Annotated in this window: 10 protein-coding genes; 4 read left to right on the top strand and 6 right to left on the bottom strand. The window is 49.7% G+C overall.

Annotation, left to right across the window (positions count from 1 at the left end; all coding sequences use genetic code 11):
- The 4 genes from KFF03_RS10700 to KFF03_RS10685 form a co-directional block, all read right to left on the bottom strand.
- Nucleotides 1–807: a phosphatase PAP2 family protein gene (locus KFF03_RS10700; protein WP_255856890.1), complete on the bottom strand. Its 807-nt coding sequence runs from the start codon at nt 805–807 to the stop codon at nt 1–3.
- On the bottom strand, nt 800–2,458 hold the full coding sequence (locus tag KFF03_RS10695; RefSeq protein WP_255856889.1) for a glycosyltransferase family 39 protein: 1,659 nt from the start codon (nt 2,456–2,458) through the stop codon (nt 800–802). Before KFF03_RS10695 ends, KFF03_RS10700 begins: the two co-directional genes overlap by 8 nt.
- 3 nt (nt 2,459–2,461) lie before the next feature.
- On the bottom strand, nt 2,462–3,565 hold the full coding sequence (locus KFF03_RS10690; protein WP_255856888.1) for a glycosyltransferase family 2 protein: 1,104 nt from the start codon (nt 3,563–3,565) through the stop codon (nt 2,462–2,464).
- 101 nt (nt 3,566–3,666) lie between these two features.
- Complete coding sequence (locus tag KFF03_RS10685) at nt 3,667–4,605, bottom strand: lysylphosphatidylglycerol synthase transmembrane domain-containing protein (RefSeq protein WP_255856887.1); 939 nt, start codon at nt 4,603–4,605, stop codon at nt 3,667–3,669.
- A 170-nt stretch (nt 4,606–4,775) separates the two neighbouring features.
- Between KFF03_RS10685 and waaC the strand changes: the two genes are divergently transcribed.
- Nucleotides 4,776–5,795 carry a lipopolysaccharide heptosyltransferase I gene (gene waaC / locus KFF03_RS10680; protein WP_255856886.1) on the top strand — a complete coding sequence of 340 codons (1,020 nt, stop codon included), beginning with the start codon at nt 4,776–4,778 and terminating at the stop codon, nt 5,793–5,795.
- 38 nt (nt 5,796–5,833) lie between these two features.
- Here waaC and KFF03_RS10675 read toward each other — a convergent pair whose 3' ends face one another.
- The gene (locus KFF03_RS10675; RefSeq protein ID WP_255856884.1) at nt 5,834–7,294 is read right to left on the bottom strand and encodes a DEAD/DEAH box helicase; all 1,461 of its coding nucleotides are present in this window, start codon (nt 7,292–7,294) and stop codon (nt 5,834–5,836) included.
- Between the two features lie 125 nt (nt 7,295–7,419).
- Here KFF03_RS10675 and KFF03_RS10670 point away from each other — a divergent pair, with 125 nt between their 5' ends.
- On the top strand, nt 7,420–8,331 hold the full coding sequence (locus KFF03_RS10670; protein ID WP_255856882.1) for an MBL fold metallo-hydrolase: 912 nt from the start codon (nt 7,420–7,422) through the stop codon (nt 8,329–8,331).
- Nucleotides 8,332–8,334: 3 nt separating this feature from the next.
- Here KFF03_RS10670 and KFF03_RS10665 read toward each other — a convergent pair whose 3' ends face one another.
- The gene (locus KFF03_RS10665; RefSeq protein ID WP_255856880.1) at nt 8,335–9,396 is read right to left on the bottom strand and encodes an AraC family transcriptional regulator; all 1,062 of its coding nucleotides are present in this window, start codon (nt 9,394–9,396) and stop codon (nt 8,335–8,337) included.
- 226 nt (nt 9,397–9,622) lie between these two features.
- Between KFF03_RS10665 and KFF03_RS10660 the strand changes: the two genes are divergently transcribed.
- Both KFF03_RS10660 and KFF03_RS10655 read left to right on the top strand, forming a co-directional pair.
- Entirely contained in the window at nt 9,623–11,242 is a 1,620-nt protein-coding gene (locus tag KFF03_RS10660; RefSeq protein WP_255856879.1) for an FAD-binding oxidoreductase, read from the top strand.
- An 80-nt stretch (nt 11,243–11,322) separates the two neighbouring features.
- Nucleotides 11,323–13,041, top strand: a complete 1,719-nt coding sequence (locus KFF03_RS10655) for a glycerol-3-phosphate dehydrogenase/oxidase (RefSeq protein ID WP_255856878.1) — start codon at nt 11,323–11,325, stop codon at nt 13,039–13,041.
- Nucleotides 13,042–13,082 lie beyond the last annotated feature (41 nt).

Below are 13,082 nucleotides of genomic sequence, written 5' to 3'. Positions count from 1 at the left end.
CTATTCCGGTTTTTGCTGCTGCCTCATAAAGCGTATCAGAGGCTGCCAGTAGTGGCGTATCGCCAGTATCACTGCAATCAGGCTGGCGGTGACACCGAGCAGCTGTGTATCTGGATAACGATCATCATGGAAGGCCAGTGCGGCACTGGCCAGAGTTAACAAGATCAAGGCAAAAAAGCGCCAGCCATTGCGCTGGAAAAACGCTACCCGTCCTTCCAGCTGAACGCTTAACCACGCAAACAGAATCCCGAAACCACCTCCCACAAAAATATCCAGTGGCCAGTGTGCGGCAACCATAACACGGCTTAACGCAGCCAAACCGCCAATCGTCAACAGCACCGCTGATAGATAAAGCTTGCTTTGATTCAGTGCCAGCAGGGCAAAACAACTGAGTGCAGTGAAGGCGTGGCCAGACGGGAAGCTTTCGTGTTTAAGCTTGGGGCCAATCAGATGATAACTGCCTTCTGCTAATACAGAAGGAGGGCGAGGAATATTCAGTCCTTGTTTAAAAACATGAACAAATAACCCGCCCAGAATCAGTAACACCAGCGACTGGCCCAATAACCTTGGGCCGTTTGGTTTAGCGCTGACGCTGGCGGCAATCAGCAGTGCGGCAACCGCAAACAGAGTGTCAGCGACCAGCGTCAGATTAGCCCAGATGGCATCCGGCAATTGGCTGCCAGAAGTATTCCAGTTCATAAACCAGAGCTGATTGACCTCATTGATCCAAATAAACAGCGCTACTGCCAGCATCAGGCAAGCGCAGGACAGAATAAATGACGTGTTTGCTGTGGAAGAGTTAGTCATTGCTGTCGATCTGTTCTGTTTGTTTTGGCAGCTGTGTTTGTTTTTCCTGGAGTTGCGTTTGCTTTTCCAAGAGCTGCGCTTGTTCTTCACTGATACGACGCACAATCACGATGGGTCCGGACTGGAATAAGATATCGTAGTGTGGAATCTTTCTCAGGCGATCTTCCCGGGCATAGCCCACTTCGCCAATCTCCAGACCACGACGCTCGGTCCACTTGTCGAAGTACACATTAAAACTTGGCATATCAATCGACTGGGTGATGATTGGTTCGCCAAGCTGTTTGGCAAACTGAGCGGCATCCCAAACCGGGCGTTGCTGCGCTTCACTGATGGCTGGAACAAAAATAAACCAAACAAACAACGTTTGCACCACGCCAACCAGAATCAGAGAGAACCAGGGGCTGATGCGTTTCCATAACATCAGAGCCAGAGAGAGTAACCAGGCAACTGCCGCAATGATGGCAAAGTCCTGATTGATGTATTCAGCGGCGCGTTCTGCTGCGGCAATTTCAATCGGATTCGTCAGGCCATCAATAATGGTTGGAATCAGTAGCGGGAAAGCCACCATCAAGGCAAAAAACAGCGATGGGAAAATGATCGTTAGCCAGCGGTTTTTTAACCAGTCGCGATAACGTGCCATCAGAATCACCAGAGGCGTCACACCGTACAAAATATAGTGGGGCAGCTTAGTGCTGGCGATGCTGAATAATACCAGTACCACTAAAAACCAAATCCACAAAAAACGATTTAATAAGTCGGGCGTACTGTCAGTGTTGGAGTTTGTGTTGCCATTTTTGCCCAGAGCGGTTTTCAGGCTGGGCACAATACGAACCAACAGGGCACCAAACGGTGCCAGAATAAATGGCAGCAACACAATATAAAACAATGGGCCGCCATCGTGGCCTTCCATTGCATTGTTAAAGCGATTGACGTTGTGTTTCAGGATAAAGCCATCAATAAACGCCTGGCCTTGTGCCATGTATTCCAGAATGTACCAAGGGGCGGCAATCAGCAGGAACAAAACCCAACCCGGGATAAAAAAGATGGCTTTGATAAAGGCGTCTTTCATCCCCGACCAGAGGAAAAAAATCGCCGACACCATGAGTGGAATAGCAACCGCAACCGGGCCTTTGGTTAATACGCCAAGGGCCATTAAGGCATAGATAACGAACAATAATTTATTCGAAGGCGTCACGCTGTAGTGATACATGCACAGTAGTGTGCTGGCCAGAATCACGTTTAATAAAGCGTCTGCTGTGGCTACGTGGGCAATCATATTAATACCCAACGCTGCGGCTGCAATTAATGCGGCAGCAATTGCGGTTGGCTGATTAATATAACGGCGGGTAAAAAAGAAAATAGCCAGTGACCAGCCGAATCCGGCCAGAGCGGATGGCAACCGGAAAGCCCAGACATCAGTGCCAAAGACACTGATCGAGGCGGCTTGCAGCCAATAGATCAGAATGGGCTTGTCGAACCGAACCCGGTCATTGAGGTAGGTGGTAATAAAGTCACCGCGCTCAAACATACCGCGAGTGGCTTCACTGAATGCCCCCTCGTCATGATCGAATAATAAATAACCGCCCAGATTCACAAAGAAAAATGCAATCAGGGCGGCAATCAGCCAGTAGGGGACAGACAGGTTGCGCATAAATCAGCTGTTCGTTTGTGTTTCTGATGTAGATGATTCTGAGACAGAGGGCTCTGCAGAGGCTGTTTCGGAAGAAGCCACTGTTTCTGGTTGTTTCATCTCAGAGGCTTCTGCCCAACAGGCTTCGTCGTTGTCGCAAGTGTCTTTGCGGTTGTAAATCACGTACTGCTGTCGTTGTGATGACTCAAAGTAAGTACGGGAAATCAGCTCTGACAACACGCCAGTGGTCAGGAATTGCAGTGCAGCAATCACACACACCACTGAGATTAAAAACAGTGGGCGAGTGCCAATGTCTTCACCCAGGAAAATCTTTAGGAAACCCAGGTAAGCTAACAGCACGCCACCAACAGAACCCAGTGCCAGGCCGATGGAACCAAAGAAATGGCCAGGGCGGGCGCGGTAGCGCATAAAGAAATAAACCGATAACAGGTCAAGAATCACACGGAAGGTACGGGAAATTCCGTACTTGGATTCGCCAGCGACACGGGCATTGTGCTGCACCACAATTTCACCAATACGGCTTGGTGGAACAACGGCGGCAACCCAGGCTGGAATAAAGCGGTGCATTTCGCCGTATAAACGGACTTGTTTAATCACGGAAGATTTGTAGATCTTCAGTGAGCAGCCGTAATCGTTAATGCGAACGCCGGTGATTTTGCCAATCAAGCGGTTAGCGATACGGGATGGGATTTTGCGCAAGACTAAGTCGTCTTTGCGGTTTTTGCGCCAGCCCGTTAACAGATCCAGGTCGTTTTCGATCAGGTGGTCGACCATACGTGGAATATCAGCCGGGTCGTTTTGCAAGTCACCGTCCAGTGTAGCGATCAGTTCGCCGCGGGCTTCGTCGATGCCAGCCTGCATGGCAGCGGTTTGGCCGAAGTTACGACGCAGCTCAACAATACGAACATGAGCGCCAAAGTTTTCCGATTCTTTGTGTAGTGCCTGAGGTGTACCGTCAGTACTGCCATCGTCAACCACCAACAGCTCCCATGGCCCCTGATAGTCGGCCATGCCTTCATGTACACGGGCAACCATCGGTGTGACGTTGTCGATTTCATTAAACATTGGAATAACAATGGATAACGACGGTTTGTTGGCCTCAGTCAAGATAAATACCACTCTGAAAATCGGATAAACATAAAAAGTGCAGGGATGATACCCAAAAGCCGTAGCTGATAAAACTAAAGTAATGTCATCGTTGCTTGATATCAGTGCTTGTCAGAGCGCTTAATCCGGCTGGTAAGCAAAGCAATAACACCCGTTAGCAAAAAGGTACTGCCCAATACAAACAGGTGTAGGTTTACGGCAGCCGCCAGTGCATTGCTCTTATCGACTCCCCAGGGGAGCAGTCCTGCAACAATGCCAGCTTCATAGGTTCCGGCACCAGCAACGCCATTAATCGGCAATACACTGGAGAGCTCTCCGGTAGTCGCTCCGACCCAGCTCTGCGCAAAAGGCACCGGGTCTGACGTTGATGATAAAAACTGTTGCAGTAACCAGGCATATACCGCCAGTTTCAATGCCCAGTTAATCAGCGTCCAGAATAATGCCCGTACAAACGGCCAGGGTGACTTCGGTAAAGCGTGCATCAGGTCGACAACTTTACCGGACCAGCCGCTGGGATGAGCCTGTAAAAAGCCTTCAATACGGTTTTGCAGTGGCAACACAATCAAAGGCAATAACAACAGAGCCGCGCTGAAGCTCAGTTGGATCACGTCACTAACGGGTAGCAGATCGGTCAGATAGATCGCGGCCAGTACCAGTAATGCGTATAAGTCGAGCAGGCGCAGCCATAGCAGTGCGGGGGCGCTGTGGCGATAGGGCAGTCCGAATTGTTGTTTCATCAATAAAGGGAATGTGGTTTCGCCACTGCGCATTGGCAACAGATTATTGAAGAAATTATGGATCACCGTGATGCGCGTCAGCAGACTGAATTGTCCCTGGCAATAATGATAGAAGAAGTCGTAAAACCGTACGGCTCTCAACATATAACTGACCAGCATCAGGCCAACCGCAACCGCCAATGTCTGGGGGGCGATGCTTTTCCAGCTCGCCAACACATTCAGCCAGCCAAAGCTGCTTTCTACCAGATAGATCAGGCCAGCTAGCAGGCCTGTGCTGGCCCAGAATTTCCACGATTTCAGCAAGAGGGTTCTCAGTTCAGACAATTAGAAGAATCAAAGCGCGGATGGTTGCGTTTGGGCTGGGTAAAGTCAAGCGCCGTTAGCTGCGCTGGTTGAGTTTGAATCCGGCCTGAAATCACGTAAAGTGCGCGTTTTGCACTATTGCCCCTGTTTTTCTGCAACCGAGAGCCACTGTGAAAGTATTAGTTGTTAAAACCTCCTCTCTGGGGGATGTCTTCCACACATTACCTGCCGTTGAGGATGCGTTTCAGCAGGTTGCCGGACTGGAAATACACTGGTTGGTGGAAGAGGCATTTGCGGATATTCCGACCTGGCACCCGGCCGTTACTAAAGTAATTCCGGTGGCCTGGCGGCGCTGGCGCAAAAATTTATTCAATAAAGAAAACCGCCAACAGCTGAAAGCATTCCGCCAGCAATTAAAGGCTGAGCAATACGATATTGTATTGGATGCTCAGGGGCTGATTAAAAGTGCTTTGTTTACCCGCATGGCAAATGGCCCGCGCTACGGATTGGATAAACATTCCTGTCGTGAACCACTCGCCGCTAAGGCTTATCAATTTCCCCAGGCTATTGCTAAAGGCCAGCATGCCATTCCTCGTGTGCGCCAGTTGTTTGCTCAGGTGTTGGGGTATCAGGTGCCCGATTCATTATCGTACGGCGTTGATCGCAGCCGTTGGCAGCGCCCGGATGTGCAAGGTGGTTATTGGGTGTTTCTGCATGGCACCACCTGGATTACCAAACTCTGGCCAGAAGCTTACTGGAAACAACTGGCCGAGCTGGTTACCCAGTCTGGCCGACAAGTGATGCTGCCTTGGGGTAATGAAGAAGAAAAACAACGCGCTGAACGTATTGCGGATGGCATCGATGGGGTGTCTGTGCTGCCTAAAATGGGCCTGAACGATCTGAATGCCTATCTGGCGTATGCTCAGGCGGTGGTCGGCGTCGATACCGGTTTATCGCATGTGGTTGCTGCCTTAGAAGTCCCTTCCGTAGCAATTTATGGTGCAACCGATGCATCGCTAACCGGCGTGTTAGGCCCGCAGGTTGAAGTGATGAAAAGTGAGCTGCACTGTGCACCGTGTTTATCGAAAAAGTGTTTGCTTAATGAGCCGGGCGATATTCAGCCACCTTGTTATCGGGAAATATCGCCGCAGCGGGTGTTTGATTATTTGGTGGGTGTTATTGCTAAATAAAGGCAACCGTTCAAACAATATTTACGCAGAAAACCGGCTTAATTGGCCGGTTTTCTTTTTTGTGGCTTGCGTATTGGTTTATTGGAATTTTTGTTAGCCACACCTTCAACCTTACGTTTGGTGGCGCCGGACTTTTTCCAGGGAGAATTTTTATTCTCTGAATTACCCGACGTTTTATTAGTCGATGATTTATTGCCGGTCGGTTTATTTCCTGATCTGCCATTTTTAGCCTGAGCGTGATGTTTCTTTTCACCACTTCTCTGGCCATCTTTATGTTCAGAAAACGTTTTCGGTTTCTTGGGCTTTTTAGGCTTTTTCGGTTTGGCGCGTAAAGTAGTAACCGGCACTTCGTGTACTGGCTCAAAGCCCGGAATATAATCGCGTTCCAGTAATTTGCCGATCAGATTTTCAACCTGAGATAATTCTTTGACTTCATCCGCTGCGACCAGAGACACTGCATGACCGCTGGCTCCCGCACGACCGGTACGGCCAATACGGTGAACATAATCTTCGGCCACGTTGGGCAAATCAAAGTTCACCACCTGAGGCAGCTGATCAATATCAATGCCCCGAGCTGCAATATCGGTGGCGATTAAAGCACTGATATCACCCGATTTAAATTCTGCCAATGCCCGGGTACGTGCGCCCTGACTTTTATTGCCATGAATGGCTGCGGCTGAAATATTATTTTCTTCCAGATAGCGGGTCAGGCGATTGGCGCCGTGTTTGGTTTTGCAGAATACCAATACCTGCTGCCAGTTATTTTCTTTAATTAAATATTTCAGCAAACGTGGCTTTTGTTTTTTATCTACCGGGTGAATAACCTGCTCAACTTTTTTAGCGGTGCTGTTGGCTGGTGTCACTGAAATTTCGATCGGGTTGTTGGTCAGACGTTTCGCCAAGTCTTTGATGTCGTCAGAAAAAGTGGCCGAAAACAGCAGGTTCTGACGCTCTTTCGGCAGAATATTCAGAATCTTTTTAATGTCGTGAATAAAGCCCATGTCGAGCATGCGATCAGCTTCGTCCAGTACCAGCACTTCCAGTTGTTTAAAGCGCACGGCATTTTGCTGATATAAATCCAGCAGCCGGCCCGGGGTGGCAACCAGAACATCAGCCCCACGACGCATTCGCATCATTTGTGGGTTAATTTTGACACCACCAAACACCACCGCCGAAGTCAGCGGCAAATGTTCCGAATACGCCCGTACGTTATCACCCACCTGAGCAGCCAGCTCACGGGTTGGCGTAATGATCAGAGCACGTACCTGATTCGGACGTGCCCGCTCGCCACTGCTGAGCTTTTCCAGAATGGGCAGGGTAAAGCCTGCGGTTTTACCGGTGCCGGTTTGAGCGGCTGCCATGACATCCTGACCCGTTAATACCGCTGGGATTGCTTGCGCCTGAATTGGAGACGGCTGGGTGTATCCTTGCTCCTCAATGGCTTTAAGAATGTCGGCGGATAAGCCTAAATCAGCGAAGGAGGAAGCAGGAGAGGGCATGGTAGGTCTCGGGTGTTTATGCAAAAGGGCGCGGATTATAGCGATTTGTGGCTCGTAACTCGACTGCTTCTTGTCCGAAGGCTGCCAAAAGAGAGAGCGGATATTACTGATAGCGGATTATTGTTGTGGTCATATCTGTCATTCATGGCTGGCGATTCGGCCATTGCCCGTTTCACAGTGCCGTGCATACTGCTCAGCCGGTCAACGATGATGTGATTCTTATGGCAGTTTTAAAACACTATTGCTACGACAATGGCGCTCATACGGTTGAAGGGTTCCGGGTTGGGCGCTTCAACGCAGGCATTAATACCACCTTTATTGTTTATCGGGTGGGAGACACCCTGATTGACTGTGGCCCAAGCAATCAATGGCGTTTTATCCGTAAGGAGCTGGGCGACGTTGATATTCAGCGTTTGTTGATTACTCATCATCATGAGGATCATGCCGGGAATGCCAGCCGTATTGCTGAGATGAAAAACCTGTTGCCGTATGCCCCTGAGTTAGGACAACAAAAAATCGCAACGGGTTACCGCACACCCTGGTTACAACAACTGATCTGGGGGCGTTTGATTCCGGCACGGACTCAGCCATTGCCAGAATCAATGCGGCTGGATGACGGTACGGAAATCATCGCCGTCCATACTCCCGGGCATGCAAAAGACCTGACCTGCTTATTTTTCCCGCAGCAAAAATATTTGTTCAGCGGTGATATGTATATTTCCCGTTCGCTGAAAATGTTGCGAGCAGACGAAAATTTAGCGCAGTTAATCACCAGTCTGGAAACACTGCTGGCACTGGATTTTGAGGTGTTATTCTGTCCGCATAACGGCATTGTCGAAAAGGGCAAACAGGCGCTGCAGGATAAATACAATAACCTGATAAAGCTGTGTCAGCAGGCAGCAAGCTTACATCGGCAAGGTAGTACGGAAGCTGAAATCATGCTCAGTCTGGTAGGCAAAGAGGGCGTGTTAGCGAAAATAACCGGTGGTAATTTTTCCAAACAAAACCTGATTCGTCAGGCCATTGCATTAGGGTAAAAGTCAGCTGCTGTGCTGCTGACGATATTCTCCTGGTGTGATACCGGTCCAGGTTTTAAAGCGGCGGTGAAAGGAGCGGGCTTCGCTGAAGCCCAGTTTCAGCGCAATATCGTTAATCGCAAGGTCGGTGGTAGTTAACCAATCGATGGCTGTTTCCTGGCGTAAATCATCCAGCAGTTGCTGGTAGCCGGTGCCGGCGTCTTGCAGGCGTCGTTGCAGCGTTCGCTCGGTAATCCCTAAATGTTCCGCTACTTTTTCCCGTCGTGGTAAGCCTTCATCCATCAGTGTGCGCAATAACGTGCGGGTTTGCATCACAATCGGATGGCGCTCCTGAATTTCAGACATGACGGCACTGGCTTGTTGTTCAAGCGTCGTGAGTAATATTGGGTCGGGCTGACGCAGTGGGGTATCCAGCAGCTCTTCCGGAAAAATCAGGGCGCTTCTATCGGCGTTAAATTCCAGCGGGCAGCCAAAAATTTCTTCGTAAGCGGGCAGTAAGCTGGCATCGGGTTTTGGGCGTTCAAACAGAACCTTTTCCGGTTTGCCTTCATCCATATCCGCCAGCCAGCGGGCAAACAGCAACCAGGAGCCGAGCACGTTATCGATCATGTGAGGACGAACCAGAAGATCGTCGTACTGACACACCCAGCGCATGGCCAGATGCGGACCGTATTTTTCAATTTTGGTGATTCCCATATCACCGACAATGGCTTCGTATTCGGGTGTTAGGTGCAGTGCTTCGCGGGCACTGCGGGAATTCATGGCCATATAACCGACCAGGCTGTAAGAGCCGGGCTGCACATAGCGCGCACTTTTCAGCCCGAATAGCGGATCTTGCGTTTGCTCGATCAACCAATGAATCAGGCTTTGAAAGTCGCGGCCATTCACCCGTGCGACTGAGTTATCGATCAGCCCCAGTGGCATACCGACGGCATTCAGTGCATCCTCCGCCTGGATGTTGTAATCCTGCGCGGCGCGTAAGTATTGGCGAATGGCATTGGCTGAGGCCGTGCCCAAAGAGTCCTGATCAATCATCGACTGGCTGAATTTACTACTCTGGCTCAATTTACTACTGTGTTGTCCCGTTGGGTCAGTGATTGTCCGGATAAACGCTTTATAGTGGGCGCACTATGAAGGACTCTGACGCTTATTTTTCACGGCTGACAGTGTAACCCTGTCTCGTGTCCGGGTCTAACAGGTTGTTAAAAAACGGCCTGTTGATAAAGAACAAAATCTCCACGATTGCCACAATTCGGGCAATCAGTCGGTAACAAGAATAAAAGGTGAAGGTATGGGTCGTCGTTGGAATGGCTGGGGTGATGAAAATTACACAAAAGAAGTGTCGGCTCACGGACGTGATCTGATCCACTCAATTATCGGTAAACCGCAACCCCTGCCTTCAGCCACGCTGGATCAGGTAATGGCCAAGGTTCCTGCTTCACGTTTACCACAACATCCACTGATTGTGACGGCGGCGGAAGATCGCGTTCGTCATGCTCGTGGTCAAAGTTTTCCGGATTGGCTGGCAATGCACAGTGGCGAATTTGGGTTTTTCCCTGACGGTGTCGCCTATCCGGAAACCAGTGCTCAGGTACGCGAGCTGCTTGATTTTGCCGTTCAGAATGATTTTGAAGTGATTCCTTATGGGGGTGGTACTTCAGTTGCGGGTCACATTACTCCGCAGGAAAGCCAGCGCGCTATTCTGACCATTGATATGGGTCGTATGAACCAGTTGATGGATCTGAACGAAGAAAGTCAGATTGCTACTTTTGGTGCCGGTACACCTGGCCCATTGGTGGAGTCACAGCTGCGTGCTCGTGGTTATACTCTGGGTCATTACCCACAATCCTGGGAGCTGGCAACCATTGGTGGCTGGATTGCTTCTCGCTCTTCAGGACAGCAATCCTTGCGTTACGGTCGCATTGAGCAAATGTTTGCCGGTGGTCGTATGGAAACCTTACACGGTTCAATGGATATTCCGACGATTCCGGCATCTTCCGCTGGCCCGGACATGCGTGAAGTGACGATGGGCACAGAAGGACGCATGGGGATCTTCACCGAAGTGAAGGTACGTGTCAGCCGCATCGCCGATGAAGAAAAATTCTTCGTGTATTTTATGCCGAACTGGCAAGCGGCCAAAACAGCGGTACGCGAACTGGTGCAGCAGCGTGTTCCTATGTCGATGATGCGCGTGTCTAACGCTAAAGAGTCCAAAGCGCATGCACATCTGGGCACAAAAGAATCTCAGTTTAAAGCGCTGGATCGTTTCCTGCGCTTCCGTGGCCTGGACGATAACCGTGTGATGCTGACCTTTGGTGTGACGGGTAGTAAGTTCCAGAACAAAACCTCGTTAAAACAAATCCGTAAGGTGCTGAAGTCTCACGGTGGTGTTGGTGGTGTGATCGCTAACATGATGGGTTCGATCTGGGCTGAAGGTCGGTTTAAGTTCCCATACCTGCGTGAGACTACCTGGGAAGAAGGTATCGCCATTGATACGCTGGAAACCTCAACCGACTGGGATAATGTCGATCAATTATTGAACGATATTGAAACCTCGCTGGAGACTGCGTTAAAAGACGAGAATGAAGACGTTATGGTGTTCACACACCTGTCTCACCTCTACAGTCAGGGCTGCAGTATTTACACCACGTATTTCTTCCGTTGTGCTGATAGCTATGAGCAGACATTTAAGCGCTGGCAGAAGTTAAAAGGTGCTGCCTCTGAGGTTATTGCCGGGCATCGTGCAACCATTTCTCACCAGCACGGTGTGGGTAAAGATCACGCCCCTTATCTGGAAGCAGAAAAAGGTAAGCTGGGCATGCGGGTATTGCAGACACTGACCGAAGATTTTGATCCGGATCAGCGTCTTAATCCAGGTACTTTGCTGCAGCAAGGAAAATCGTACAAATAAGTTAATTTAACGAATGGCTGGGTTCTCACCTCGTCGAAGTGTCGGAACATGCCGCTGAAAAATTCGCACAGACGAATGGCATGAACACCGCACTTTTTACCCGGCACTGGCGTATTGGCCAGTGCCGGGTAACCTCTCAGACATTGTCAACGACAGACCTTATTCGTATCGATAGCGGTAGGGTTAATTCAGGAATTTTCAGCATGTGGCAACAAGCATGGCAAGCAGGTAATCGGGACACATTATTATCTCGTCTGGAAAATGAAAACGAACATTGGGATGTGATCATTGCCGGCGGTGGTATTACCGGTGCCGGTATTGCCCGTGAAGCCGCGCGTCGCGGTTTAAAAGCATTACTGCTGGAGCGCCAGGACTTTGCCTGGGGAACGTCCAGTCGCTCATCAAAAATGGTTCATGGTGGTTTACGTTATATCGCCGCCGGTGATGTCAAAACCACTATGCATTCGGTTCAGGAGCGTGAACGTCTGATGCAGGAAGCCCCAGGTCTTGTGGATCAAATGGCGTATATGATGGCGCACTATAAGGGCGGTTTCCCTGGTCCCTTCGTGTTTAATACCTTGTTGCGTATTTATGATTTTTTTGCCGGACGCCGTTATCGCCGATTTTTTGAAAACGATAAAGTGGGTTTTCTCAGTCCAAATATTAACGAAGAAAATCTGATTGGCGGCACCCAGTTTGCGGATGCGGTAACCGATGATTCTCGTCTGGTGGTTCGGGTATTGCGCGAAGCACAAAAAGACGGCGCTGACGTAATTAATTATGTTGGTGTTAAAAGTCTGATTAAAGACGGTGATCGTGTTATTGGTGCTGTGCTGGAAGACGCCTTAACGGGTAAAACTTACTCCGTAAAATCGGATGCTGTAATCAACGCCACCGGTGCCTGGGCGGATGAATTACGCAGTGAAGTGACCAGTGAGAAAAAAATTCGCCCGGCACGTGGCAGTCATATTGTTCTTCCTTATTGGCGTTTACCGGTATCTCAGTCGTACACGGCGATGCACCCGGACGATAAACGTCCGATTTTTATTTTCCCCTGGGAAGGGCGCACAGTCGTTGGTACTACCGACTTGGATAACGAAGGTATTGATAATACTGAAGCCAGTATGACCCGGGATGAACTGGAATATTTATTAAAAGTTGCACGTCATCAGTTTCCGAAAGCGGATGTTCAGGAAGGGGATATCATTTCGTCCTGGGCAGGCGTTCGGCCACTGGTTTCTTCTGGTGCACTGAATCCGTCGAAAGAAAAACGCGACCACAGTGTGTGGGATGATAATGGTCTGGTTTCTGTTTCCGGGGGCAAATTAACGACTTTCCGGTTGATTGCGCTGGACGTATTAAATGCGACAAAAAAATATCTGAAAAACTTCACCGATGGCGAGTTTTCTGCGCAGATATTCACATCATACAATCCAACCAGTACACAACTGTTAACATTGCCCGACTATATTCAGAAGCGTTTGACCGGCCATTACGGTATGGACGTTGATGATTTGTTGTCTCTGGCGCGCGATGGTGAACTGGAAGTGATTCCCGGAGCACGTGCGGTTTGGGCTGAATTACGCTGGGCGGCTGCCAATGAAGCGGTGATTCATCTGGATGACTTATTGTTACGCCGGACCCGCCTGGGTTTATTAATTGAGCAGGGTGGCTTGATTTACGAAGATAGAATTCGGGCCATTTGTGCTGAAGAACTGGGCTGGACCGAACAGCAGTGGGCTGAAGAAAAAGCGCGTTATCAGGCAATCTGGAATAAACATTACAGTATTCCGGCCTGATTGATCACCATCGAATAATAATGACAACGCAGGAACAACGT

Origin of the sequence: Bacterioplanoides sp. SCSIO 12839 (assembly GCF_024397975.1) — a bacterium.
In the GTDB taxonomy this organism is placed as follows: Bacteria; Pseudomonadota; Gammaproteobacteria; order Pseudomonadales; family Oceanobacteraceae; genus Bacterioplanoides.
The sequence above is the reverse complement of the archived record's forward strand: the minus strand, read 5'-3'. Positions and strand labels throughout refer to the sequence as shown.

Bases quoted from the DNA above. Each gene is read 5' to 3' on its own strand.
- KFF03_RS10700 (WP_255856890.1), bottom strand. From the start codon at position 807: ATGACTAACTCTTCCACAGCAAACACGTCATTTATTCTGTCCTGCGCT.
- KFF03_RS10695 (WP_255856889.1), bottom strand. From the start codon at position 2,458: ATGCGCAACCTGTCTGTCCCCTACTGGCTGATTGCCGCCCTGATTGCA.
- KFF03_RS10675 (WP_255856884.1), bottom strand. From the start codon at position 7,294: ATGCCCTCTCCTGCTTCCTCCTTCGCTGATTTAGGCTTATCCGCCGAC.
- KFF03_RS10660 (WP_255856879.1), top strand. From the start codon at position 9,623: ATGGGTCGTCGTTGGAATGGCTGGGGTGATGAAAATTACACAAAAGAA.
- KFF03_RS10655 (WP_255856878.1), top strand. From the start codon at position 11,323: ATGAACACCGCACTTTTTACCCGGCACTGGCGTATTGGCCAGTGCCGG.